Origin of the sequence: Acetobacterium sp. (genome assembly GCF_039830195.1) — a bacterium.
Lineage (GTDB): Bacteria > Bacillota > Clostridia > Eubacteriales > Eubacteriaceae > Acetobacterium.
Window position 1 is genome coordinate 183,255 of record NZ_JBDODG010000046.1, and the last position, 24,941, is coordinate 208,195.

22 protein-coding genes are annotated in these 24,941 nt (G+C 46.7%); 10 read left to right on the top strand and 12 right to left on the bottom strand.

All coding sequences use genetic code 11. From position 1 onward, the window contains the following. Position 1: 1 nt before the first annotated feature. The 3 genes from ABGU93_RS15435 to ABGU93_RS15445 form a co-directional block, all read right to left on the bottom strand. Positions 2 to 676 carry a class I SAM-dependent methyltransferase gene (locus ABGU93_RS15435; protein ID WP_347414288.1) on the bottom strand — a complete coding sequence of 225 codons (675 nt, stop codon included), beginning with the start codon at positions 674 to 676 and terminating at the stop codon, positions 2 to 4. Positions 677 to 1,228: 552 nt separating this feature from the next. Next, the gene (locus tag ABGU93_RS15440; RefSeq protein WP_347414289.1) at positions 1,229 to 2,338 is read right to left on the bottom strand and encodes a restriction endonuclease subunit S; all 1,110 of its coding nucleotides are present in this window, start codon (positions 2,336 to 2,338) and stop codon (positions 1,229 to 1,231) included. Beyond that, entirely contained in the window at positions 2,331 to 3,800 is a 1,470-nt protein-coding gene (locus ABGU93_RS15445) for a class I SAM-dependent DNA methyltransferase (protein ID WP_347414290.1), read from the bottom strand. Before ABGU93_RS15445 ends, ABGU93_RS15440 begins: the two co-directional genes overlap by 8 nt. Before the next feature lie 347 nt (positions 3,801 to 4,147). Here ABGU93_RS15445 and ABGU93_RS15450 point away from each other — a divergent pair, with 347 nt between their 5' ends. From ABGU93_RS15450 to ABGU93_RS15470, 5 genes are all read left to right on the top strand, one after another. Further along, on the top strand, positions 4,148 to 5,272 hold the full coding sequence (locus tag ABGU93_RS15450; RefSeq protein WP_347414291.1) for a family 16 glycosylhydrolase: 1,125 nt from the start codon (positions 4,148 to 4,150) through the stop codon (positions 5,270 to 5,272). Between the two features lie 119 nt (positions 5,273 to 5,391). Continuing rightward, the gene (locus ABGU93_RS15455) at positions 5,392 to 6,192 is read left to right on the top strand and encodes an alpha/beta hydrolase (protein WP_347414292.1); all 801 of its coding nucleotides are present in this window, start codon (positions 5,392 to 5,394) and stop codon (positions 6,190 to 6,192) included. A gap of 93 nt (positions 6,193 to 6,285) precedes the next feature. Continuing rightward, positions 6,286 to 6,504: a hypothetical protein gene (locus ABGU93_RS15460; RefSeq protein ID WP_347414293.1), complete on the top strand. Its 219-nt coding sequence runs from the start codon at positions 6,286 to 6,288 to the stop codon at positions 6,502 to 6,504. A gap of 742 nt (positions 6,505 to 7,246) precedes the next feature. Then, positions 7,247 to 7,729 carry a permease gene (locus tag ABGU93_RS15465; RefSeq protein WP_347414294.1) on the top strand — a complete coding sequence of 161 codons (483 nt, stop codon included), beginning with the start codon at positions 7,247 to 7,249 and terminating at the stop codon, positions 7,727 to 7,729. Continuing rightward, positions 7,726 to 8,457 (top strand): permease, encoded by a 732-nt coding sequence (locus tag ABGU93_RS15470; protein ID WP_347414295.1) that lies wholly within the window; start codon positions 7,726 to 7,728, stop codon positions 8,455 to 8,457. Before ABGU93_RS15465 ends, ABGU93_RS15470 begins: the two co-directional genes overlap by 4 nt. A gap of 150 nt (positions 8,458 to 8,607) precedes the next feature. On the opposite strand, the gene ABGU93_RS15475 is transcribed toward ABGU93_RS15470, so the two are convergent. The 3 genes from ABGU93_RS15475 to ABGU93_RS15485 form a co-directional block, all read right to left on the bottom strand. Then, positions 8,608 to 9,018, bottom strand: coding sequence for a hypothetical protein (locus ABGU93_RS15475; RefSeq protein WP_250935559.1), 411 nt, complete (start codon positions 9,016 to 9,018; stop codon positions 8,608 to 8,610). Positions 9,019 to 9,183: 165 nt separating this feature from the next. Beyond that, entirely contained in the window at positions 9,184 to 10,122 is a 939-nt protein-coding gene (locus tag ABGU93_RS15480; RefSeq protein ID WP_347414296.1) for a diguanylate cyclase, read from the bottom strand. Between the two features lie 9 nt (positions 10,123 to 10,131). After that, complete coding sequence (locus tag ABGU93_RS15485; protein WP_347414297.1) at positions 10,132 to 10,728, bottom strand: hypothetical protein; 597 nt, start codon at positions 10,726 to 10,728, stop codon at positions 10,132 to 10,134. A gap of 371 nt (positions 10,729 to 11,099) precedes the next feature. On the opposite strand from ABGU93_RS15485, the gene ABGU93_RS15490 reads away from it, so the two are divergent. Further along, entirely contained in the window at positions 11,100 to 12,140 is a 1,041-nt protein-coding gene (locus ABGU93_RS15490; protein WP_347414298.1) for an alpha/beta hydrolase, read from the top strand. Here the strand turns inward: ABGU93_RS15490 and ABGU93_RS15495 are convergent. From ABGU93_RS15495 to ABGU93_RS15505, 3 genes are all read right to left on the bottom strand, one after another. Beyond that, positions 12,129 to 13,238: a two-component system response regulator gene (locus tag ABGU93_RS15495; protein ID WP_347414299.1), complete on the bottom strand. Its 1,110-nt coding sequence runs from the start codon at positions 13,236 to 13,238 to the stop codon at positions 12,129 to 12,131. The genes ABGU93_RS15490 and ABGU93_RS15495 overlap by 12 nt on opposite strands. After that, a complete protein-coding gene (locus ABGU93_RS15500; protein WP_347414300.1) occupies positions 13,235 to 16,471 on the bottom strand; it encodes an ATP-binding protein in 3,237 nt (1,078 codons plus the stop codon). The genes ABGU93_RS15495 and ABGU93_RS15500 overlap by 4 nt, the downstream gene beginning before the upstream one ends. A gap of 139 nt (positions 16,472 to 16,610) precedes the next feature. After that, entirely contained in the window at positions 16,611 to 19,664 is a 3,054-nt protein-coding gene (locus ABGU93_RS15505) for a methyl-accepting chemotaxis protein (protein WP_347414301.1), read from the bottom strand. A 300-nt stretch (positions 19,665 to 19,964) separates the two neighbouring features. Here ABGU93_RS15505 and ABGU93_RS15510 point away from each other — a divergent pair, with 300 nt between their 5' ends. After that, positions 19,965 to 20,174: a hypothetical protein gene (locus ABGU93_RS15510; protein ID WP_347414302.1), complete on the top strand. Its 210-nt coding sequence runs from the start codon at positions 19,965 to 19,967 to the stop codon at positions 20,172 to 20,174. 112 nt (positions 20,175 to 20,286) lie between these two features. After that, entirely contained in the window at positions 20,287 to 20,811 is a 525-nt protein-coding gene (locus tag ABGU93_RS15515) for a DUF2284 domain-containing protein (RefSeq protein ID WP_347414303.1), read from the top strand. Between the two features lie 139 nt (positions 20,812 to 20,950). On the opposite strand, the gene ABGU93_RS15520 is transcribed toward ABGU93_RS15515, so the two are convergent. Both ABGU93_RS15520 and ABGU93_RS15525 read right to left on the bottom strand, forming a co-directional pair. Next, a complete protein-coding gene (locus ABGU93_RS15520) occupies positions 20,951 to 21,472 on the bottom strand; it encodes a 3-isopropylmalate dehydratase small subunit (protein ID WP_347414304.1) in 522 nt (173 codons plus the stop codon). 13 nt (positions 21,473 to 21,485) lie between these two features. Next, positions 21,486 to 22,772, bottom strand: coding sequence for a 3-isopropylmalate dehydratase large subunit (locus ABGU93_RS15525; RefSeq protein WP_347414305.1), 1,287 nt, complete (start codon positions 22,770 to 22,772; stop codon positions 21,486 to 21,488). A gap of 235 nt (positions 22,773 to 23,007) precedes the next feature. Here ABGU93_RS15525 and ABGU93_RS15530 point away from each other — a divergent pair, with 235 nt between their 5' ends. Continuing rightward, entirely contained in the window at positions 23,008 to 23,745 is a 738-nt protein-coding gene (locus ABGU93_RS15530) for a MerR family transcriptional regulator (RefSeq protein ID WP_347414306.1), read from the top strand. 376 nt (positions 23,746 to 24,121) lie between these two features. Beyond that, a complete protein-coding gene (locus ABGU93_RS15535) occupies positions 24,122 to 24,514 on the top strand; it encodes a hypothetical protein (RefSeq protein WP_347414307.1) in 393 nt (130 codons plus the stop codon). Between the two features lie 50 nt (positions 24,515 to 24,564). On the opposite strand, the gene ABGU93_RS15540 is transcribed toward ABGU93_RS15535, so the two are convergent. After that, positions 24,565 to 24,903, bottom strand: a complete 339-nt coding sequence (locus tag ABGU93_RS15540) for a hypothetical protein (RefSeq protein WP_347414308.1) — start codon at positions 24,901 to 24,903, stop codon at positions 24,565 to 24,567. Positions 24,904 to 24,941 lie beyond the last annotated feature (38 nt).

The window sequence follows — 24,941 nt, forward strand, 5'->3', positions numbered from 1 at the left end:
ATCAGCCTTGTTTTACCGCAAAAAAGACCGCAAAATTTAAATATTTGAAAATACAATCGGCTTTGGCAAATCCTTCCGCAAGGAGCCAGACCATTTGCTCGTTCAGGGGGGCGGTTTGATCAAACGAAGTGCGATGATAGTAAGCCTGTAGTTCATCCTCCGGGATTTGTCTGGTTTTGACAAAATCATGCCAGATGCGGATAAACTGGGCTTCGATTTCGGGATCAGGACTTAACACCTGATCGGCATTGACAAAGATTCCCTGGGGTTTAAGGTTTGCAAAACAGCTCTTGTAAAGCCCCTGCTTCTTTTCGTCGGCCAGGTGGTGGATCGACAGCGCCGATACAATGGCGTCGTATTTTTCAGAAAACTGATGGGTTGTATAGTCAGCGGCGATATAATCAATCTGCGCCACACCGGCAAAGCGTTCCCGGGCCAGATCCAGCATATTTTCGGCCTGATCAATCAAGGTAATCTGGGCCTGAGGATAGGCTGCCAGAACAAAGGCCGATAACAAACCGGTGCCGGCACCGAGATCGAGAATCTTTGGCGACTCGGTATCAAATTGCAGAACTGAAATGGCCGCCTGATAAAAGGTATCATAGCAGGGGATGAAATGCCGGCGGTTGGCATCGTAATCCTGACTGTATTGGTTGAAAACGTCTTTTAAATGCATTGCTTCTCCTCTTTTCGTTATAATTACTGGCAGTTTGTTATAGGTCTGGCTTAATCAGACGGTATCATCATCCACGCTGACTTCAATCTTCGTACTTTTGGGAACGATGGATTTTTATAGTTCCAGTTTTCTCTTTTTTGGGAACTATGGATTTCTTTAGTTCCAACTTTCATCTTTTTTGGAACTATGGGATGATCCGTGACGTTGGTGTGTCAATTTTTCTGCACTGTCAATTATTGGATTGTCGGGGCGAATCGCATTCGCAGGGACACTAGCGTATTTTTATGCTTGCTGTTTAGTTTGCATCCAACACCTTGTATTTTCAAAAAGAGAAGGGGAGAAAGGATCAGGGGCTGTTTTTTTGTAATACAGTGATTAGAAAAATCTAATCAAGGATTTTCGCCAAAAGTCAAAAAAAGCCTTCTTCCCCTTCCTTTGGCTTATTAAAGCCCTTTGACCCTTTCTCTTTTGCTTCTCAACCCCTTCTTTTTTTGTTTAACCCTTTCTCTTTTTGTGATAAATATCACCAATAGTCAAACAGATTGGCAGTTTTCAATTAAAATACTGACTCAACAGACTGTCAAAGAGGGTCTGGGTTTCGTCGATGGATTGCTGGACCAGGGCTTTCTGCTGGTCGATTTTCTGGACGATGGCGGCGAATTGGGTTTGGAGTTCTTTGGGCGGAAGAATCACATCTAAGTCATTCAATATTCGTAAATTAATATTTTTCTGAGCTGACTCCGGTGCTTGTTCTTCAAGTATTTTTTGAAAAAAACCAAACCAGCAATAAATAAAAATGTTATTAGTTTTTTCATTTGCATTAAACCCAACGACACTATCCGGAAAGCATGCATCAAAACCCATAATAGCGGTTTTTGCAATGTTAGCAGCAATTGTAATGCAGAGAGTACCCTTTGACCACATTTTACTCTGTTTTAGTCCTAGTTCTGAATACGACTGACTATATTCTTTAATTACAAAGTCAGCATTTGCGACATCACCTGTTTGTATCAAAGGATATTCACCATTCAAAAGTTTTGGATCATTTCGCGGTCTGTGTTTTGACATACCTCTGTTTAAAGTACCTAGATTTGAAAGTTTAACACAATCCCACCCTTTTTCATTCCGCACCGGGTCCCCGAACATCTGATAGAACACGGACTGGATCAGCGCCTCCAGCTCGGCCAACTGCTGTTGGTGGAGCTTTAATAAGGCGGCGGCGGTGTCCAGGGTGGCGGCGATTTTTTGCTGGATTTCCAGGGGTGGGAGGGGAATAGTCATTTTACGCATTGCCGATTGATTAAGCTTTGCTCTTGTGGTTCCACTAATAATTTTTGTAACATCATAGAACATTATCGAATAACAAAGATAATCAATATTTAGCATATCTTTTGGTTTCAAAACATGTGCATGGTTATTTACCCAACATTTTCCAGAAACACGATAAGCGATTGGTCTTGTTTTTGATCCGAAATTTCCGCCATCTTCAGCTAAAAGAACTAATTCATCGTCAAAAATATATTCATCCACATAATCTTGAATACCATTTGCCCCATAATATGGATAGATGCCAGCTTTTCGATTTGATGCAGTTACTGGGACTCGCATAGAATCCAATACTTCACATACATCCCCCAACCTCACCATCTCCCACTTACCCATTAATCATCTCCCGCAACTCTGCCATCTTCACCCCTATCTCCCCGGCCAGTTGATCCAGCCGGGCCATAATCACCGCGGGGGGATCGTATTCCACCTGTTCGTAGATCACTTCTTTGTAGCGGTTGATCGAGAGGTCGTAGCCGTTGTCGACGATGGCCTGTTTGTCGACAAAGAAAGATGGTTCGGTTTTGGCCCGGTCCACTTCCCCGGCCAGATTATGGAAGCGGGCGATAATATCGGGGATATCGTTGGCGGCAATGGGGTTGCGTTTGTCGTCGAGGCTGTAGCCATCGGCCTTCATATCATAGAACCAGACCTTGTCAGTACCCCCAGCGCCGGTTTTGGTGAAGACCAGAATGGCGGTGGATACCCCGGCATAGGGTTTAAAGACACCGGAGGGCATCGAGATAACCGCCTGAAGCTGATGGTTTTCGACCAGTTCGGCGCGCAGGGTTTTGTGGGCCTTGGTGGAACCGAACAGCACCCCGTCCGGGGCGATGCAGGCACAGCGGCCGCCTTTTTTCAGCATCCGCAAAAACAGGGCAATAAACAACAGCTCGGTCTTCTTGGAATTGCAGACGGCTTTGAGATTGTCGTTAATGCTCTCGGCATCGACGGTGCCGGTAAAGGGCGGATTGGCCAGGATCACATCGTAGCGGCTGGCCAGCTCGTTCTGTTTGGAGAGGCTGTCCTGATAGTGGATATGGGGGTTGGTAATGGAGTGGAGCATCAGGTTCATGGCCGACAGCCGCAGCATCGTGCGATCGGTATCAAAGCCGGAAAAGGCATCGGTGTCAAAATGCTGCCACTGATCGGCGGTCATCTGGGCCTCATAGGTTTCGCGGATATACTCGGCACTGGTGACTAAAAATCCGGCGGTGCCACAAGCAGGATCACAGATCCGGTCGTCCGGGGTCGGTGCCACCAGCCGCACCATCAGATCACGGATCTGTTTAGGGGTGCGGAACTGGCCGTTCTGACCGGCGGTGGCCAGCTTACCCAGCATGTACTCGTAGAGATCGCCCTGCATATCGCGGCCGCTGAGATCCTGCTCATAGAGTTCGTCCAGGCCGGTGATGACTTTCTGAAGCACCTGGGGGGTGGGCATCAGGAACATGGCATCGTCCATATAACGGGAGAAGGCCGTCTGGGCTGACCCGTTCATCTTTTTGATAAAGGGAAAGACCTGCTGGCTGATGATCTCGTAGATGGCCCGGGGGTCTTTTTCTTTGAAGCGGCTCCAGCGCAGGTTCTGGCCGGACTCAGTTTGCGGAAAGATTTTGGGCATGGTTTCGCCGGTGAGGTTTTCAAAACTCTCGTTCTCCAGTTCTTTTTCATCCAGTGACCGGATAAACATCAAATAGGTCAGCTGTTCGATGACTGTGAGGGGGTTGCTGATCCCGCCGGCCCAGATATCGGTCCATATTTTATCGACTTTGTTTTTTACTTCGCCTGTGATCATTTTTTTCTCCTGATTTCCTGTGTCTATTTTATCTGCCGGCGCTATTTTTAATTTGGCAGCTTTTATCTGGTAGTTTTATCATATGCATTTATTTTTGCATCCGCTTATAATTATACGCCTTTTAACAAAAAATGGCTATTGCAAATTGTACTTTTTCCGCCACGCTTTTTCTCTATTTTCACTTTTGATACTAAATGACGACCGTTTTCCGGCCCGCTGCCGGCGACTGGTAAATATCTCTGACAAGAGCTAAAAATCGGCAATGATGGCCCTTTAATTAAGACTCTTTTGATAAAATCCCAATAAAGAATGATTATCGCTAATGAACGATGACAAGGAGGTTTCTCATGAAAATAATGTCTGTTGCCGGGCTGCTCAGTGTACTGCTGTTTTGGTTAGTCTTACCCGATCCCATTCACGCCCTGGCTGCTACTCCCACGGCCCTGGGCGTAGGTTATCGCGGCCATGTTCAGGATTATGGGGATCTACCGACGGATAACGGCGTCATCACCGATGGCGGCCTGTTGGGCACCACCGGTGAAGGCAAACGGATTGAAGGGCTGACAGTGCAATTGACCGGGGCTATCGCAGCCACCGCGGATTACAACATCCGCTACAATGTCCATATTCAAAATGAAGGCTGGCAGGCGGCCACCGATGAGCCACTCAGCTGGAAAAAAGATGGCGACTTTGCCGGTTCTCAGGGTAAAAGCCAGCGGCTGGAAGCGATTCAGCTGCAACTCACGGATGCCAATGGAGCGCCGGTAACCGATTATGCCGTTGAATACCGGGTGCATATTCAGGATTACGGCTGGTCACAGGGCTGGAAAAAAGACGGGGCCATTGCCGGCACCGCCGGTGAGTCCAAACGACTGGAAGCGATCCAGATCCGGATTGTGCCCAAATTTACTGGTAGTCTGGATCCCGCGGTCTTTAAAACTTCCAGTCATCGCCTTGGCCAGACCCAGTTTAAACCGGAAAACGTGGCGGTTAACGATGGCCAGCTGATGATCACCATCCCGGCCGGAACCATGGCCAGCGGCGAAGTTTCCACCACGGCTTTACAGGGCTATGGCAGCTATGAGATTTCGATGAAACTGCCCAATGCACCCTCGAGCATCACCGGCTTTTTTCTCTATGCCGCCCCGGATTATGCTCAGGAAATCGACATTGAAATCTATAATCAACCGGATGGCAAAATCATGTTTACCAGCTACGCCAACGGTGCTCTGACCCAATCGCTGACCAAAAATCTGAGTTTTGACCCGACCGCCGATTTTCACCACTACCGGATTGATTACCAGCCGGACACCATCGATTTTTATGTCGATGATATCCTGCTGACCCGCTTTAGCGAGGGGATTCCGCACAACCCGATGTATCTGATGGTCAATGCCTGGTTTCCTGACTGGCTCGCCAAAAGGCCCGCACCCCAAACCCAGCAGTTGCTGATTGATTGGATCCGCTATTAAAACACTCTTTCCGCCAACCTTTACAATTATGCCATTGACGAACTCTTTTTTTATCGGTACACTTAAAAAAAGACCTACTCCACTGGGAATGGGCTAATCTGCGAAAGAAGGTCATCGTCGTGCTGGAAAAAAAAATCACCTCTCCCCGAGGCACCGTTTACTACTGGATCGCCCGGCATCGGGATCCCCAGGCAATTTGTCTGGTCTTTACCCACGGGCTTACTGCCAATCATCGGATGTTTGATCATCAGGTTGCTTATTTTAGAAAGCATTACACCGTCATCAGCTGGGATCTGCCGCTTCACGGGGCTTCCCGTCCCTATACCGATTTTTCGTTTCACCATGCCGCCGCCGATCTGGATGCCATCCTGATTCAGGAAAATATTCCCGCGGCCGTGCTGATCGGCCAGTCGCTGGGGGGCTATGCCTGTCAGCAGTATGCTTTGGATTTTCCGGATAAGGTGCTGGCTTTTGTCGGGGTGGACACCTCGCCGTTTGGTCCTTCCTACTATTCTCGTTCGGACCGCTTCTGGGTCCGGCAGGTGGAGTGGATGTCCCGCTGTTACCCCCACGACAAACTGGTGACGGCGATTGCCAAAGGGGCCACCCATACCAAACGGGGCTTTGATAACATGATGACGATGCTGGCGCCCTATGGCCAGGCGGAACTCTGCCGGATCATGGGGATCGCCTATGCCAGCTTTCTCCGGGAAAACCGGGATACGGCGTTTGATTTTCCGGTCCTGCTGACCCTGGGTGAATATGACAAAACTGGCAAGGTCCCCCAGTACAACTGGGCCTGGGCGGCTAAAACCGGCTATCCCCTGAAAATCATCCCGGCGGCCGGCCATAATGCCAATGTCGATAATCCCGTTGTTTTTAATGCCGTGGTTGAGGATTTTCTGGATCGATTACCATGAAACTGGTGCTCCGAAAAAACTGACACCAGTCTCAGCTGTATCAGCTGTTATGAATGCACCTCAGCCCGGAATTGTCCCAAAACTGAAACCCTGGTGGTTCAGGCTGGCCGTTTTGATAGCAACCAAGGACGGCGCCGGGTTTCCCCCACCATCGTGGCGATTGTACTGCTGACGGTATTTATCGGCGGGATTTTCGGGTCGATGGTCCTGGGCATCTGGAATACCCAAACCAACAATCAGGGTTCGGGGGGCAAAAACAACGGCGGCGGACAGAAAAATCAAGTTCAGATACAAGAAGAAGTTTCTGATTAGCCGAAGCCGGACGGGCTTAGCCCCGCTCGGTCAGCAGCTGTCTCAAAAAATGTAGGACTCAATAATAATTGTATATAAGCGTATACGATTATTATACAAACGTTTACAGTTTGTCTATTTACTTCCTGATAAATGGTGATATAATAAGATCATATCAAAGATCAACTCAATCATTTTCAGTAACGAGTGATAAGAATCCTAGTGTCAACAACTCAATAACCATTACGACGCTGGCAAACAAATCAATGTACCGACCCGAGGTTGAAGGTGAAAATTTGACCATGATGAAATAATTGATTGACAGGCCGGGAAAACAATCTGCAACAAGTCAGATCTTCTAACTATTAAAAAGTGAAATCTTTTTAACAGCCGGATATCCCCTTATAAGTGTGTAATGTAAAACTGAAAAGTGAAAAAGAAGGTTTTTGATAAAATCAGAAGAAGGAGTCCAAACGGATGACTACTGAGATTGTGGACTAGACCGGTTTCGCAGGTTAAATGGCGGAATCGGTTCTAGTTCTTTTTTGGGTTAAAAGGAGCTCTGAAAATCTGATTCTGGCTTCGTCTGAAAAATCTGAAAAAAGGCTGTGGCTGGATAAAATTGTCATAAAATCCCGATGATTCTAAAATAACCTCCTGATGTGTGACCGTGGTAACTTTTTATTCCGCTGATCTACAGTATACTATAAGAAAATTCGAATTTTGAAGCTGAGATTCGCATAATCAACTTGGAGGTTAACAGATGGATATTTTTACACTGATTTTCTGGGTGATTACCCTGGTATGGCTGGGGTTTTCACTGAAAAAAGACAAGGGCAAAACCCTGAAGGCCATAAAAATGTCCGGGGGAATGATGAAAGGGATCGCTGGGGATATCCTCGGCATCTTGTTGTTGATTGGTCTGATCCTCACCTTTGTGCCGCCGGAAACGATTAAAGCCACCATCGGTCAGGGCAACGAGGTTGTTACGACGGTGCTGTTTGCACTGCTGGGAAGCATCACCCTGATCCCCGCCTTTGTCGCCTTTCCACTGGTGGCCTCGCTGGTGGATGCCGGCGCCAGCATTGTTCCGATTGTCGCTTTTCTAACCACGCTGACGATGGTGGGGGTGGTGACCTTTCCGCTTGAGAAACGAGAATTCGGTCTGAAATTCACGCTGATCCGCAATTCCCTGAGCTTTGGTTTTGCCCTGGTGATAGCGCTGGCGATGGGGGTGATCCTATGACATTTTTAAAAAGCCAACTCAAAAACAACCGCTTTCTGATGATCGTGATCCTGGCTTATGTGGCCGTCGGCATTTTTGCTCCAGACAAATTTCTACCATCCCTGGGTAACACCTGGTATTATGTCAAGGAAATGCTGATGATCATGCCGGTGATACTGCTGTTAACCTCGCTGATATCGGCCTGGGTGCCCAAAGAAACCATCGAAAATGCCTTTGGTAAAAACTCGGGTCTTAAGGGTTCGCTGTTCGCTTTTTTACTGGGCAGTTTTTCAGCCGGTCCCATTTACGCCGCCTTTCCGGTCTGTAAAATGTTATTGAACAAGGGCGCCAGTATTGCCAACATCGTCATCATCCTGTCCACCTGGGCGGTGATCAAAATCCCGATGCTGATCACTGAAAGCAAATTTCTGGGACCCGAATTCATGCTCGTCCGCTGGATTCTGACCACCCTGGCGATTTTTCTGATGGGTTATATCACCTCCCGGTTTGTCAAACCGGAGGATCTTCCCGCCGACGATGAAGCAGCTGCCGCTCTGGATGGTCCCATTGCTGTGAATGCGGACTATTGTGTGGGCTGCGGCCTGTGCGCTAAAATCTCCCCCAGCCATTTTAAAATGGTCGACAAAAAAGCGACCGTCATCAGCCAGACTTTGTCGCCCGGGGACGGCCTGGCCATCAAGGATGCCGTGGCAAAATGTCCCGCTCAGATTATCCGGTTTTATCGCTAAAAAAATCCCTCTGCTACCGTTCTTTTGGCAGCAGGGGGATTTTAATGTTTTTATCGGCTGCAATCATCCATGTATATCAAAACCCTGGATGGCGCTTTGCCTTGATTGTTACGACACTATTTACTGGCTGTTTTCACAGGCCCTGACCACTTACGCGGTTTTTAGTAATCCTTTTTCGCCACACAGCCGGGTCAGCTCTTCACCGATGATCCGGGTCATCTGATTAAGGTCAATATTTTCGCCATTGAGGACGTCATACCAGCCACCGGTCACCGCATCGCCGACGGTTTCTTTGAGGATGCCGCCGACGCCATTGTAGATTTTGGTGATCGTCACGGTGGTTCCGCTTAAAGCCACCTGGATAACATATTTGTCTACCGGTGGAAACTGAATGCAATGCATAATCCCTTTTCCGGTCAGCTGGGGTTCACCGCAGGGATAGGTTCCTGCTTTCATGATCTCATGGAGTTCTTCATAACTCAGTTTTTGATTGAGCTTCACCTTATCATAGCTTTTAATCATATCTTTCGATCCCTGTTTAAACTTGTCAAAAAATCCCATTATTTACTCCTCGCTAATTGAAATAGTTAAGACGTATTTTAAAAATGCGCTTCTATTCCAAGTTTACCCCTGACATCAACCATTCTCAATAGCAATTCACACCGAAAATCAGCCATTCACGAAGTCCACCCTTAGGAGTCAAGCGATACGGTTGTTCCGACTAACCTAGACTTGGATGTAGCAACTGCGGTTCTTACCACTTTTCTTTGCTTGATAGAGTCCCTGATCGGCCCGTTTGATGGCTGCTTTTTCATCGCCGTCACCAGGAATAAAGTAAGAAACTCCCATCGAGACGGTGATCTTTCGCGGTTGACCGCAACAGTCATAGTTAAAGCATGCAGCGATATCCAGCAGTTTTGCGGTAAAAGCTTCAACGTCATCCTCTTTGAGCCCCTGACAAGCCAGTAAAAATTCTTCGCCACCCCAGCGGAAAAGTTTGTCATTGCTGCGGATATGCTGGTTGATAACCGTTGCCAGCTTGATCAACACCTTATCGCCAACATCGTGACCGCAGTCATCGTTAACCTTTTTAAAATCATCAATATCGATCATGATCAGGGCCGGGCTTGCGCCACTGTTTTTAAAGTTTTTAAAGTTCTTTGCCAGACATTCATTGCCGGCCCGGCGGTTGTAGGTTTGGGTCAAGGTATCCTTGTAGACTGCCGCCTTTAATTCCTGCTCGGAATTCCGATAATACCAGGCTTCAATCCGATTGGTGACCATCGATAAAATCACAATCAGGCTGAGAATAAAGCTTATCAGACCAATCAGCATCCACAGCGAATTTTCGCGACTTTCCGCGGTGGTGACGCTAACATAGGTGCTGATATCGTCCAGATGCACTCCCATGGCGACAATCCAGTTATAATCCGGGTATAGACGGGCATAGGTCAGCTTTTCTGAAACCACATCAGAATTCAAATTCTTGAAGAAATAGGTATAAAAAATTTCGCCCGAATCTTTTACCCCTTCCAGCTCCTCCAGATAGGGAAAGTTCCCCTGAATATCGGTCATGCTGGTGGACAGCAACTGCCCTTCGGTATCTTTTAAATTGGGATGAATGAGACGGATCGCATAATTGTCCCCACCTTCAAAATTGACCACCTGATTGACTCAGAAATAAGCGTCATTGGCATACCGGGAGGCATGGATCAGCGCCCGGGTATTCTCTTCTACAATTTCTGCCACCCGACTTTGCCGGACACCAAAAAACACCTGGTAATTACCGTAATCCTTTTTCACTGATGCTGTCATCAGCGGCGTCAGCCATTCAATTTTTTCTGAATAGGACAGACTCTGATCCAGATCAGCGATGTTTTCGGAATAAAGGATTCTGCCGGTGACGGGATCGGCAATCAACACCGTTAAGTAAGTCTGTCGGATTGGGTCCTCAAAATAGAGAATTGACTGTTCCAGAAAATCATCCGGATTGTAGCTATTATAGCCATCCAAGGCGGTTTCAGCCAGCTGATTATGTCTGGCAAATAAGGCTTCCTGGGTCTGCCGTTCCTGTTCAATCGTTAATATCAGATTGTCCACATTATCTTTTAAAAAGTTCTTTTTTACGTCGATGATGCTGGCTTCGATATTTTTTTTATACACCGTTTCCATCTTTACGGTCATCAGCAAAAAAGCCAGGCTGCTCAGCCCGCCAAGGATTAAAATGATGACCACCAGGATCAGACGGTATTTTTTTCGCAAGGGGTCCATTGATATTCTCCTGACCATCGATTATGGGTTCCCACCAGCTCCTGCATCGTTACCTGCAAAAGACATGATTTTGTGTTTCCCCCATTGATGCCGCTTTTATTTATTATACCATCAACCTGCTGAAATTTGCAAAACACAGCTGCGGCTGATTCTGCACCCGAAAATGCGAAATCAACCTCACTGTTTTTTTATGATACCGGTACCAGCACCGCTGACTCTATGCCGTTAACCTTATTTCTCCCCTCCCGCCCCGCTTGACGCCATCAAATTGTTTCGATATAATCTTTACCATCCTGAAGATCGGATAGATGGTTGTCTGAAAAAAATAATCACTGTCAAGAAAAAATCTATTGCGAAAGGAGCCGCGAATCATGGCGCTATTTTTTATTCTGTTATTGGGTTTTATCAGTATCGTCACCACCCTGCTGATGGTCTTATTTTCCGGCAAAATGATGCCCTTCACCGATGCCAGTGGCCAGGTGCTGCCCGGCAGTTTATCGGAAAAATCCTGGGTCTCGATTAACGGGGTGGAGCTGGGGATGATCATTAAAAGCAAAAACATCAATAATCCGGTGCTGCTCTTTATTCATGGCGGCCCGGGGATGCCAGAGTATTGGCTTAACGAAAGCTATCCTGCCCACCTGGAAGAACTGTTTACGGTGGTGTGGTGGGACCAGCGGGGCGCCGGCCTGTCTTACAGCACCGTGATCTCCCCCGAAACCATGACCACCGCGCAAATGGTGGCCGATACCATTGCGGTGACTCAGTATCTGCGCCAGCGCTTTCGTCAGGATAAGATCTATCTGATGGCGCATTCATTTGGCACCTATATCGGCATTCAAGCCGCAGCCCGGGTGCCGGAGCTCTATCACGCTTATATCGGGGTGGCGCAGTCAGTCAACCTGGCCTTGTCGGAAGAGCTGGCTTATGAATGGATGCTGGACTTCTATGGCGACGATAAAAAAAACCACGAGCAACTAAAAAAAGCCCCCTATGGCACCACCGCCTACGAGCGGATTCGGGACCAGATGATGCATGAGGCCGGGATTGGTACCACCCACAAGATGTACTCGGTGATAAGCGGTATTTTTCTGGCGGTGATGAAGAACCGGGAATATATGCTGAAGGAAAAATTCCATATTTGGCAGGGCAAAGCTTTTTCTAAAAATTCAGTCCTCAACAAGGAATTCCGGCAGGCCAATCTCAGCGATCTGATCACCCGGGTGGATATTCCTGTGCTGTTTTTCTCCGGTGCCTATGATTACACCGTCAACCATCATCTGTCAGAGGTTTATCTGGAAGAAATCCGGGCCCCGGAGAAGCATTTCTATCTTTTTGAAGACTCCGCCCACAGCCCCATTTTTGAAGAACCGGAGGCGGTGCTGGCGATTTTGCGGGAGCTAATCTCCTAGCGGAAGGTCAACTCCAGGCTCCCGGTATTTGCGGGCGATACTTTTAAATTTCTCATGAACCTGTAAAAAAGCTGCCACCACCGCCGGATCAAAATGCCGACCGGCATCTGCTTTTATAATCGCCACCGCTTCTTCGTGGGAGACGGCCTGTTTATAGATCCGTTGGCTGGTGATTGCATCATAGGCATCGGCCAGGGCCACAATTCGGGCTGACAGGGGGATGTGTTCTCCCGACAGACCTTGGGGGTAACCGCTGCCATCCCATTTTTCATGGTGGGAGGAGACAATCTCTTTGGGGTATTTTAAATAGGTCTCGCGGCGATCCATAATCAGCTCAGCTTTCAGAATCGCTTCCCGACCGAGGGTGGCATGGTTTTTCATGATTTCAAACTCCGTTTCTGTCAGTTTTCCCGGTTTTAACAAAACCGCATCGGGGATGCCAACCTTACCGATATCATGAAGGGGTGCGGAAGCCACAATGGTGTCGATGATTTCCCGGGTCAGGCTCTTTTCGTAACCATCCCGGCGGGCCAGTTCTTCACAGAGTTCACTGACATAAAGTTTGGTGCGCTGCAGATGCAGACCGGTTTCCGAATCTCTGGTTTCTGCCAGAGCCGCCATGGCCATAATCGAGACCTCCTGAATCAGGGCGACTTCCCGCGCTCGTCGAGATATCTCTTTTTCCAGATACTGATTCTGACTTTTTAAAAAATCACTGGCTTTTTTCAGATCCAGATGGGTTTTCACCCGGGATAACAAAATCGGCGGACTGACTGGTTTGGTGATATAATCAGCTGCCCCCAGTTCAAAGCCCTTACTTTCGGCCTGGATATCGTTTTGCGCAGTTAAAAAAATAATCGGAATATCCCAGAAATCCATATCATTTTTTAGGGCACGGCAGACCTCGTAGCCGTCCATCTCCGGCATCACCACATCCAGCAGAATGATATCGGGTGGATTCGTTTTAATCATCGCAATGGCCTTGGCTCCATTAATGGCTACCTTGACCTGATACAGCTGGCGCAGCAGGCCATTGATCATGGTGATATTGTCGGGGTTATCATCGACTACCAGAACTGTTTGTTTTTCCTGAGTCATACGTCTTCACCTCTTTCCTTGCGGATGGCCTCAAGTAGCCCCGCCGCTTCATCAAAGGCATAGCCACGCAGCAAGTCTGACAGCTGCGTAAATTGATTTGACTTCAGCATCCTGCTAAAGATCTGCCGGTTTTCTTCAAAACAATCCAGTGCTTCGGCATCCCCTTCATGAATCAGCTCCAACAGTTCGACAAACTTTTTATGCCAGCTTGCCAGATCGACTTTAGTCTGTGGTTCTGGCGGTTCCACCGCCTGGTCATCAATAAATGTGATGATCGCTGCATAGAAGTTGTCAAAGTCAACCTTGAAGGCCGCTAATCCTTGAACCACCTGCTCATCCAGGCCCACTTCCCGCAAGTGGCTTTCGATTTTACAGACCTGTTGATATAAGTCAATCGCGTCAATATTACCAAGAACGCCCTTGGCCGTATGGACTTTTCGCTTCAGCAACTCTTCGTTACGGGTATCACCGGCCTGGATCATTTCGACCGCCATATCTGCGTGGGTTTCGCCAAATACGGTCAGCAGAGTCGTGATAATATCAGGATTACTACCCAGTCTTATCTCCAGTTTTTCCCAGTCGATTTGACTGATCTTTTCGGCTGCAAAATTAATTGCTGCTGTTCTTTTCATTGCTGTCAATTTCTCCTTGTCTGTATCGGTCATATTCACAGCGTTGACCGCTGGATCATTCACTCTTTGTGGTTTTACATATTGCTGAATCATATGATACAAAAGTCGGGGGGCAATCGGCTTGGAAATATGGTCATTCATCCCATTTATGAGGCATTCCTCGCGCTCATCGACAGTCGTTCGGGCGGTCATCGCCAGAATGGGAATATTCGGATCAATAATCCGGATTTTCCGGGTGGTTTCATAACCATCCATTACCGGCATCTGTAAATCCATCAGAATAAGATCATAATGATTTCTTGATGCGGCCTCAATCATCCGCTTTAGAGCGACTTCCCCGTTTTCCACAGTGTCCACCTGGGCACCAGCCTGGATTAACAATTCTTCGGCAATCTGACGATTGACAGGGTTATCCTCAGCGACCAGAATCCGCAGGCCAGCAAGTGGTGTCTGCGGCTGGTCAAGCGGAGCATAAAAGGGATCAGCTGTTGTTAATGTTTTGTGTGATTTTTCCAGCCAGACCTTGAAGCTAAAGGTGCTGCCAGACCCCAGTTGACTTTCAGCCCATATCTCGCCGCCCATCAGCTCGACAAGATTACGGCTGATGGTTAATCCCAATCCCGTCCCGCCATAGTGGCGAGTTGTGGAGTTATCATTCTGAGTAAATGGTTCAAAGAGCCGTTCTAAATTCTCCTGGACTATGCCAATTCCTGTATCTGTTACTGAAAATTTGAGCTGAATCTGATTATTCCGGCTTATTCCCTGCTCGATGGCGACGATAATTTCCCCATGCTTGGTAAATTTAACGGCATTCCCCACCAGGTTCGTCAGGATTTGTCCCAGCCGAAGCGGATCGCCCCGGAACCATTGTGGCAGAGTCGGAGGCAGATCGACTATGAATTCCAGATTTTTGGGGGCTGAACTTTCAGCAAACAACTGAATCGCATCATTGACAACCTTTTTAATGTCAAAATCGATGGTTTCAATTTCCAGCTTACCGGATTCAATTTTAGAAAAATCCAGGATATCATTAATAATACCCAATAGTGAAGTGGCGGCTCCGTGAATTTTTCGGAGATAGTCTTCCTGCCTGGCATCCAGCTGGGTTTGCATCGCCAAGTGAGACATCCCGAGAATCGCGTTCATCGGTGTTCTGATTTCGTGACTCATGTTGGCCAAAAATTGTGACTTGGCCTCGGTGGCGGCATTGGCATTTTTCAGCGCCACCTCTAATTCCTTTTCTTTTGCTTTGAGCTCGCTGATATCTGTAAAAACCCCGAGAAAACCGCCTACAGAACCATCTGCCAGATAATAAACGTTGAGACTGTAAAGAGCAACCCCGCTTTTCCCGTTAGCACTTTGAAATGCGGACTGCCGAACACAGGGTTTTCCGGTTGACAGTACTTCTTCCTTCATCCTTGAATACTCCCGAAAATCAGTTTCAGTCATCGGAGGAAATTCTAAAAGACTGTGATTGAGATAGACTTGGGTGTCCATTCCGTAATGCTGTGAAAGCTTGTTGTTCATACCTAGCAGCTGATCATCCCGGGAAGCATAAAAGATACCACCAGGCATGGCATCAAGTAACTGAGTAGTAAAATAATGCTGGTTTTTTAATTCTTTGTTGAATGTGATTTCCTTCTCCAGCATCGCTTTGGTCACCTCAATCTGTCTGGTGTATAAGCAACTGACCATATAAAAAGCAATCACCAGCAGATAAATCAGCAGGTCGATATCGAATCCGATGATATGCCAGGCCAGTAAAGGATAGGCAAGGAAATAAAAACCATTTTTCCAGGTTTCTGTAGATTTCTTTATTTTCTTGTTTTTTAACTGAGTGACCGCTTTTTGATTAAAGTAAACGCCGCCAATCGCAATCAACAAAATACCGATCTTATATGCCAGATCGATAGCATCGCCCTGATAAATCAAACTGGGATAGATTGCGCTGATCAAATCCGTCAGGATCACAATGGCCAAGCCCGACAATGCTATCTTATGACCCAGGGTAATCCCCCGTTCTTTAAAGTACAGCCAGTTTAATAGCAAGAGACCGTGAACAAAGAGGCTGAGGCCGATATAGAAGAAAGAAAAGATCGCAATCAGATCACCCGCTATCATCAGTCCCCACTGTAGATTGGGGGCTGGCTTGAAAAAAAACAACCAGACGGTAATTCCCATGCAGATGATCAAGGTCATTAGATCTGCCATTACCTGAAATTTGCTGGTTTTTTGGGTCACAAAACTATATAAGGCCGCAATGGTTATGAATATCAAAATCCGGCTGATGGCATATAGGACGACTTCCAGGTTGTAAAAACTGACGAGATTATAACCTTCTGAAAAAATAATGAGTTCTCCCACCATCGCAATGACATCGGCGATAAACCAGGCCATAAAAGCATAGGCAACCAGCCTTTTGACAACCTGATTGTCTTTCATCATCGTGGTGAAATAGTGCATCGATACCCAGGCCAAAAGGCTGGCTCCGGGTTTCAGAAGTATCATTAGTTGATGATATTCCAATGCGAAAGTCAACAGATAGGCAAGCGTATAGATGATGATCAACCCAATGAATAAGTGCTTGTTTTTTTCTGTCATATCCTGGTCCCCCTTTTTTTGATTCGAGCCCTTGCTTGTAGCCTGCCGGCATTTTTTTCGGTCATGGTGATAGACAAAAAATCTGGAAGGATCAACTCCCAGATTTCTCTTGTGTGTTAGTCTTATAATACCCCATTAATCAGTATTTATCCATTTCAAAATCATCAAGGATGATATCGATCGATGGTTCAATGATCGGTTCTGGTTTTTTTGTAATTGTCTGATTGATAGTTGGCTTCCGACCGGGGTTCTTTCCCTTTAAACGGAAGGCACCAACCTTATGTTTAAGCAACTCAGCCTGACTAGAAAGTTCCTCGCTGGCAGCGGCACTTTCTTCCGCTGTGGCCGAGTTGGTTTGAACCACCTGCGAAACCTGCTCAATTCCCAAATTGATCTGGGCAATTTCGGAAGCCTGATCGTTAGAGGCTTGGGCAATATTCCCCACTAGACTGGTGACTGTTTCCACCTCACTGAGAATTTCTTTCAAACTTTCGGCTGTTTCATCGGCAATTTTAGTACCGGCGTCGGTCTTGCTGATCGATCCTTCAATCAGAGCCGTAGTTTCCTTGGCAGCTTCAGCGCTGCGGGCAGCCAGGGTCCGGACCTCTTCGGCCACTACGGCAAAGCCCTTGCCATGTTGGCCAGCCCGGGCGGCTTCCACCGCCGCATTTAAGGCCAGAATATTGGTCTGGAAGGCGATGTCGTCAATAACCTTGATAATTTTTGAGATATTGCTGGAAGCCTCGTTGATTTCGACCATAGCCGCTACCATATTGGTCATCTGGCTGTTGCCGATCTCGGCTTTTGCTTTGACATTATTTGCCAGCTCATTGGCTTGATTGGCAAATTTGGCATTTTGCTTGGTCTCCCCAGCCACTTCTTCCATCGATGCGGTCAGTTCCTGAATGGAGCTGGCTTGTTCAGTTGTTCCCTGAGCCAAAGCCTGGCCACCATCAGATATCTGGGTTGCTCCTGCCTCGACCTGCCCAGCAGCATCATTGATGTCGGACATAGTTGTACTGAGACTGCTGGTAATATCGTTAAGTGCGGTTCTGATAGCCTGGAAATCTCCCAGATACTCATTGGTAATTTCCAGATCCAGATCACCCTGACCGATCTGCTCAAGCGTATGCGTTATTTCTTCAACATATTCACTTAAAAATGTGATCGTTCCATTTAGTGCTTCTTTTATCTGAGCATGATCGCCACGATAATCACCTTGCATCTTGGTATGTAGATTCCCCTGGGACAATTGGGTAAGGGTCGCCGAGGCTTCTTCAATGGGAGCAATGACGGCATCCAGTGTCTGGTTAAAACCGGTGACTATTTTCCCGTATTCGCCAGGGAATCCGGAGACATCACCGCGGTTGCTTAAATTACCTTCAATGGCAATCCTGGCCATTTTTTCGGTTTCATCAACCAGGTTGATAATGTTCTGAATCATCCCTACCAGGGCCGGAATTAAGGTATCATTGTCACTGCGCTTGCCAACTTTTGACAAGACTTCCAGATCGCGCATATCACCATTGGCAATATTGGTCGAAATTTCCACGATCCGGGTTAAGCGGGTATGGACGTCATTGATGGAATGGCCAATTTCAGCAAAGATGCCCTGATAATTGGTGGACATCGTTTCAGAATAGTCGTTGAGGCTCATTTTTGCCAAGACCCGATTACTTTCCACTAAAGCCCCCAGGCCATCGATACAGGCATTAATACTGTTCTTAAGGGTATTAAAATCACCATTATAAGTTTCCGTAATTTTTTCCGGAATTTGTCCTTTACCAATCTGAGCGACATAATCCGCCGCCACATTCAAAGGGCTAATTACTGCATCGAGGGTGTTATTGACCCCTTCGACAATTTCTTTAAAACCGCCTTTAAAAGCCTCAGCATCTCCCCTGGTTTTCCAGTCACCTGCTAAAGCTGCTGTTGAAAGCATGGTCGCTTCGGCAATCAAGGCCCGAATGGTTTCAACGGTTTGCTTTAATACTGGTTTCACTTCATCTAATGGATCTGTTACCATGATATCAGCCGACAGATCTCCGTCAGCGATTTTTTTCATCAGGCCCATAATCCCATACTGCAGGGTGTCTGCCAGTTGATTAAGGGAATCTGTCATCTCGCCTACTTCGTCTTGTGACGTGATCTCCAAACGTTGACTGAGGTGGCCGTCGTAAATTTCTTTGATCAAGCCGTTGGCGGCCAGGACTGGTTTAACGATCCGTTTTGAAATAACAAATGCAACCGCCGCTCCCGCCACCATGATCACCAGCCCTAAAATAATTATGGTGTTGCGCAGCTGATTAATCGGCGCCAGCATCACCGCTTCTGATTCGGTCACTAGTAAATTCCAGCTGGTTCCCGGCACTGGGGCCACATAGGCCAGCTTTGTATCGCCATTTAAGTCATAGCTGATATGGGTCACACTTTGGGACGCTATTTCTTTGAGCCGGGCGCCCATGGCGTTGGGGCCATCCTTTTCGATGTTGTCAAAGACGTTGGTCTGATCCAGTATCAGTTGATCGTTGGGATGGGCCATCATAACGCCATTTTCACTGATCACCAGACCATATTTATTGGTTCCGTCGCCCAGATTATTGACGATATTCTTAAGAAAAGTGGGATCCCGGCGACCAACCAGTAGCCCAGCCACCTGACCATTCTTCATAATTGGGGCAACATCAAAAACTACCGGTTCCTTGGTGACCTTACTGATAGCCACATCGGAGACACTGTTATTGCCTTTAAACCCTTCTTCATACCAGAATTCGCCCCAGGAATCAAACTCCCCGCCGCCGACCAGATATTTGGCATGGCCGTTTAAATCCATAACGGCGATATCCTGGTAACCCAGCCGTTCCATACTATCGGCAAGGGCTGCCGCCTGAGTGGCAAAATCCATACTGGTAATTGATTCACGTCGGGCTACCTCATTTAAAGTCGCCAGATTGCCAGCAATGGCCTGGCCAATGTGATTGGCCGCTTCTTCCACATATTCCAGAGCATCAGCTTCGCTACCCTGGTCGATGATCTTGGCCCCAGTATTAATGACCAGGATAGCCAGAGTGATAATGGCCGCCGCCAGAATCAGGACCGTCATTAGAATCAGTTTGACTGAGAGGCGCATTTTTACGACGAATTTTGCATGGTCATCGCGATTGTTTGTTGGTGTTTGATTTTTTGTCTTCATTTTTTTGCTCCTTTTAAAAAGATTTTTCAGAAATAATAATTGACCCATGATGAAAATAGCAATTCTCTTGAGTAGTTGTTTTGCAGATAAGCTTAATATAAACGCAAATAAATTCTACGACAATTCCTGTTAATACTCTTTTCGACCATTCTTCAGAAAATGTTAGTAAAATAACATCTTTAGGATTAATTCCGATTTACACTTGAAAGCCATTGAAAATGGCATTATACTATAGATGACTCAACAAATTCTCAACAGCAACTTTGGTCATTTATCGAATAATCAATGGAGGATAAAATTTTGAATAATTCACCACCATTTAACTTTGAAAATAACATTGAAGCCTTCATCGACCATTACGATCATCTCAAAGCACTGCTTCGATCTGAATTCAATCAACCGCCTGATACCGCCATTGTCAATCTTTACCAGCAATGTCTGCAGGATCAGGACAAGTTCCGGGCTTCGGACAAGAATATTTACTATCAGCCTTTTTTTAAAAATAATTGATTTATTTATAGCCAACAGGAAAGGTTTGTAATAGAATGGCATTAACAATTTAAATGTAATTCATTTTTAACAATCGATTCAATTTTTAATCCTGAATAATCTTGGAGGAACAATGTTAAGAGAAAAAATTATCACCGCCATCAATGAAGTCGGTTTCGACGAGTACCAGGAAATTACCTCAGCTGAGATAATCTTTGCTGACGCTGTGTTTGCCAGCTGCAAGGCCAACACCTGTGGCAATTACGGCCAGAATTACTCCTGTCCCCCGCTTTCCGGCGACATGGACGAAAATAAAGCCCGCTTTTTAAAATACGACCACGCCATCATCCTCAATAAAATAATGTTTCTGGGGGAGTATTATGAGCAAATGGAAACGAGTACCCTTGCGGTTCTGGCCTTACTTGATCAGCTCCGGGATAAACTGGAGAACGAACCGGTGATGATTGCCGGGCCTGGCGGCTGTAATCTCTGTGCCGAATGTTCGGCTAAAACTGGCGAAGACTGCCGTTTTCCGGACGAGCGCCGTTATTCTTTAGAGGGTAGCGGAATGGATATTGTCACGATGTCACGAAAACTGGGAATGACCTATAACGGCGGCGACAAAAAAGTCGGTTTCTTTATGATGGTGCTTTATTAATTTAAGCAACTTACATTAAGAGCTGCCATGCACTGTTAACCAATTTGTAAATAACCACAAAAAAGACTGCTAACCCAAAGGTTTGGCAGTCTTTTATTATTTTCTATGAAACTTTTTTTTAATTTAATACCGGCTGATTCTAGTAATTCTTATCAGCGTAGCCAACCCAACCGCCTTCTTTGACCAGGGTCTGATCAAATTCACCAACCTTGAAGTCGATCGTTTCAGATTTCCCATCAGCCTGAATAGTAATCTGGTTACGATCCACATCAACTGCCATGGTCACCGCTTTGCCGGCATAGTTGGCAAACAAGCCGTCAATCGTTTCTTTGGGCAGTTCAATGGCGAACATCCCGCAGTTGTACATATTTTGTCTAAAAATCCGGGCAAAACTTTCGGCAATCACCACGTTGATGCCATTGACTTCCAGGGCCCAGGGCGCATGTTCCCGGGATGAACCGCAACCAAAGTTTTCACGGGTCACGATCACGGCCTTATCCTCGGTATCGGTCCGGGAAAAACCTGGCAAAACCAGATCCTCCAGCAAATTCGGTTTTAAAGCCTCTTTGGTAATTTCGGTCAGATATTTGGCCGGGATGATCTCATCGGTGTTAATATCGCTGCGATCTAAAAATAATACGTTTCCTTTAAATGTCTTCATCTCAATCTCCCCTCTAAGCCTTGTATAAAAAAGAATTCTCAATCGTTCCGCTAATGGCGGCCGCCGCGGCTGAGGCCGGGCTCATCAGGTGAACCATACCGCCCTTGCCCATCCGGCCGTTAAAATTACGGTTGGTGGTGGAGGCACAGACCTCACCTTCAGCCAGGACCCCGTTGCTCATACCCAGACAGGCGCCGCAGGTGGGGTTGGTAACGCAGAAACCGGCATCCTGGAAGATTTCGATGATGCCTTCTTTTAAAGCCATCGAATAAATAGCTGGTGTCGCCGGGCTGACAATGGCGCGGACGTTATCGCTGATTTTTTTGCCCTTAAGGACTTCAGCAGCGATGCGCAAATCTTCAATCCGGCCGTTGGTGCAGCTGCCGATATAGATCTGATCGACTTTGGTGCCGGTCATTTCGGCCACGGTTTTAACCTGATCGGGCTTGAAACCCACGGTAACCATCGGTTCCAGTGCTGAGACATTGTATTCCAGTACCCGTTCATATTCGGCATCAGCATCGGAAACCCACTTTGAATAATCGGCCAGGGCATCCGCTTTGGTGGCAAATTCGTCCTGGATGAAGTCCCAGAGATAATCGACGGTGGTCATATCGGGATAGCAGATCCCGCAGGTGCCGCCAGCTTCAATGGCCATGTTACACAAAGTCATCCGGGATTCCATCGACATCGCATCGACGACCGGACCGGTAAATTCAATGACCATATTGGTAGCGCCGTTGACGGTCAGTTCTTTGATGATAAAGAGGATCAGATCCTTGGCGTAAACGCCTGGTTGCAGAGCGCCGTTCAGAACAATTTTTATCGTTTTAGGAAAATGGAAGGCGCAAACCCCTTTTAAGATCCCAACTTCCAGGTCAGTCGTACCGATTCCGGCGGCAAAGGCCCCAAAAGCTCCATGGGTACAGGTGTGAGAGTCGCCCATGATGATGGTGTAGCCGGGTCGGACAAATCCTTTTTCCGGGAAGATGGCGTGACAGACGCCGTTTTTACCGATATCGAAAAAGTCTTTAATATCGTGTCGCCGAGCCCAATCCCGGAGGATTTTGCCCTGTGCGGCGGTTTTGGAATCCTTGGCGGGGGTCACATGGTCGATGACGGCCTTGATCTTGGTGGGATCGAAAACCCGATCCATCCCCCGGGCCATCAGATCGGTGATGGCAATTGGTGTGGTGATTTCATGACAGAAAACCCGGTCCAGTTTTAACACATGTGTATCTGGAAACGGCTCGTCTACCCGATGTGCATCAAATATTTTTTCAGCTATTGTCTTACCCATTTTAATCTCCTTCTTTTTTATCACTTTCTTAATCTCTAATAAACTCATCTCTTATTATGACATAAACCTGTAAATAGATCAATAAAGCAGAACAAATCAATCCCGCAGGTTGTAAATATTTTCAGGCCGGCGAAAACTTTTTTAATTCCCCCCTTGACTCTAACCTTAGGTCATAGTTTATGATAGAATCAGGTCAGGGAAAACCGAGCCGAAAACATCCAGCAAGGAGAAGCCAATGAAAATGACAGTTAAGGAAGTGGCGACGCTTACCGGGGTCAGTGTGCGCACCCTTCACTACTATCATCGTGAAGGAATTCTGATTCCCAGTGAGGTCACCGAAAATAAGTATCGATACTACGATGCGGCCAATCTGGCCCAGCTCCAGAATATTCTGTTCTTACGGGAGCTGGATTTTTCGATCCAGGAAATCAAAGGGATTCTGGCCGATCCCGATTATGACGAAATGGATGCTTTTAAAAAACAGCGTCATCTACTGCTGCTCAAACGGCGCCGTTTAGACAAACTGATTGCCTTGCTTGACCAAAAATTAGAAGGAGAAAAAACCATGAATTTTAAACCATTTGATATGAGTGAAATTGAAGCGAACAAGAAGCAATACGAAACCGAGGTGAAAGAGCGCTGGGGCAAAACTGACGCCTACCGTCAGAGCCAGCAGAAAACCAACGGCTATAGCCCGGACCAATGGGAAGCGATCCACACTGAAGCCGAAGCCATTTATACTGGCTTTGTCGCCAAAATGGATCAGGATGCCGCAGACCCCGAGGTCCAGGAGCTGGTGGCCCAGTGGCAGGCCCATATCAGCCGGCACTACTACGACTGTAGCAACGAAATCTTATCCGGGCTGGGGCTGATGTACGTTCATGATGACCGGTTCAAAGCAAACATCGATACCCACGCCGAGGGTCTGGCCCAGTTTATGAGCGATGCCATCGGTATTTATACCGCAAAATAGGGATTACGAACCAATATCGGTAGTATTATGCAAAATTAGAAGAATCATTCTGGGATAATTTACCAAATCGATCCCAAATGGTTCTTTTTTATTTGTCGACTGCATTACTACTAAAGATCAACCAATAATCCTACCAACCAATTATTTACGCCTGCTCAACCATTTTTCCCGCAACAAATAAACCTCCGCAGCTTAATTCTTCATAAAGTCTTAATCTCTCGTTAACATAAAGTTCACATTCATCTGCTATTATTTATTTATGCAATCAACCTAGCAATTCCTTGTTAAGAGATGGCGATTGAATCCGTAATAATCGGCAAAGATGCTGATCAGAATTTAGCTTTGCCTGATAATCATATAAATTAGGAGAATAAAAATGAATCAATTAACTTTAAATAACTATTTTTCCCTATCCGATCTGGAAAATACCATGACTAAAATTAGTCAGAATTTAAACCGCTCACAGATTAAACAACTGTTTGAACAACCACAAAAAACCTGTATGAAATTCTTGAAAAGCCTCTGGACTGAAGTCGATATTGAAAGTCACTGTAAGCTGACCAATATTGATTTTGAAACGGTCACGAAACCTGCGGATATTCTGATCCCCGAAACCCTTGACAGCCAGTGTCAGGAATGCCTCAATGCCAGCAAACATAAGCTGTCAGCCTTTGAGCAATTGTTTCTGTCCAACTATAATCTGGCGATGAATGACTTTGAAGACGGCAAGATTAAGGAATCTTATTCCAGTTATGACCACTATTTATAATCCCCTTCAGCCAAACTTTCATCAAATCAGAAATCCGTTAAAATCCAAAATCAGTCAAAATCAGTGAAGTTATGATCCAGATGGTATGTGATATTGCTATCGCGCAGGATGACATCGGTGGTTTCGATCAGTTCCCCGAACATAACATTGGGAAACTGGTACCGGTCAGCACCGAGGGGTTGGGCTGCGGTCCACTCATTGTTGCTGTAAATGTCATAGGGGGCATCACTGGCACCGCTCTCAGTGACCATAATTTTATTATCGCCGGGACTGCCAAAGTCAACGGCTAAAATCATCGGGTCGGTCGGATGGTAATCCCAGACCGTCGACTTCCAGAGGTGACAGGTATTGATTCTGATGGTTCCACCATTTTCCGTAGTTGCGAGCACCTCATAATAGCCGCCGAAGTTCTGACCCAGTGAGGCCG

What these genes read in the sequence shown, in the direction of transcription:
- ABGU93_RS15475 (WP_250935559.1), bottom strand. Translation starts at nt 9,018, where the DNA reads ATGGGATTTTTTGACAAGTTTAAACAGGGATCGAAAGATATGATTAAA.
- ABGU93_RS15485 (WP_347414297.1), bottom strand. Translation starts at nt 10,728, where the DNA reads ATGGACCCCTTGCGAAAAAAATACCGTCTGATCCTGGTGGTCATCATT.
- ABGU93_RS15530 (WP_347414306.1), top strand. Translation starts at nt 23,008, where the DNA reads ATGAAAATGACAGTTAAGGAAGTGGCGACGCTTACCGGGGTCAGTGTG.
- ABGU93_RS15515 (WP_347414303.1), top strand. Translation starts at nt 20,287, where the DNA reads ATGTTAAGAGAAAAAATTATCACCGCCATCAATGAAGTCGGTTTCGAC.
- ABGU93_RS15490 (WP_347414298.1), top strand. Translation starts at nt 11,100, where the DNA reads ATGGCGCTATTTTTTATTCTGTTATTGGGTTTTATCAGTATCGTCACC.
- ABGU93_RS15445 (WP_347414290.1), bottom strand. Translation starts at nt 3,800, where the DNA reads ATGATCACAGGCGAAGTAAAAAACAAAGTCGATAAAATATGGACCGAT.
- ABGU93_RS15525 (WP_347414305.1), bottom strand. Translation starts at nt 22,772, where the DNA reads ATGGGTAAGACAATAGCTGAAAAAATATTTGATGCACATCGGGTAGAC.
- ABGU93_RS15505 (WP_347414301.1), bottom strand. Translation starts at nt 19,664, where the DNA reads ATGAAGACAAAAAATCAAACACCAACAAACAATCGCGATGACCATGCA.
- ABGU93_RS15520 (WP_347414304.1), bottom strand. Translation starts at nt 21,472, where the DNA reads ATGAAGACATTTAAAGGAAACGTATTATTTTTAGATCGCAGCGATATT.
- ABGU93_RS15465 (WP_347414294.1), top strand. Translation starts at nt 7,247, where the DNA reads ATGGATATTTTTACACTGATTTTCTGGGTGATTACCCTGGTATGGCTG.
- ABGU93_RS15435 (WP_347414288.1), bottom strand. Translation starts at nt 676, where the DNA reads ATGCATTTAAAAGACGTTTTCAACCAATACAGTCAGGATTACGATGCC.
- ABGU93_RS15450 (WP_347414291.1), top strand. Translation starts at nt 4,148, where the DNA reads ATGAAAATAATGTCTGTTGCCGGGCTGCTCAGTGTACTGCTGTTTTGG.
- ABGU93_RS15440 (WP_347414289.1), bottom strand. Translation starts at nt 2,338, where the DNA reads ATGGGTAAGTGGGAGATGGTGAGGTTGGGGGATGTATGTGAAGTATTG.
- ABGU93_RS15535 (WP_347414307.1), top strand. Translation starts at nt 24,122, where the DNA reads ATGAATCAATTAACTTTAAATAACTATTTTTCCCTATCCGATCTGGAA.
- ABGU93_RS15470 (WP_347414295.1), top strand. Translation starts at nt 7,726, where the DNA reads ATGACATTTTTAAAAAGCCAACTCAAAAACAACCGCTTTCTGATGATC.
- ABGU93_RS15500 (WP_347414300.1), bottom strand. Translation starts at nt 16,471, where the DNA reads ATGACAGAAAAAAACAAGCACTTATTCATTGGGTTGATCATCATCTAT.
- ABGU93_RS15495 (WP_347414299.1), bottom strand. Translation starts at nt 13,238, where the DNA reads ATGACTCAGGAAAAACAAACAGTTCTGGTAGTCGATGATAACCCCGAC.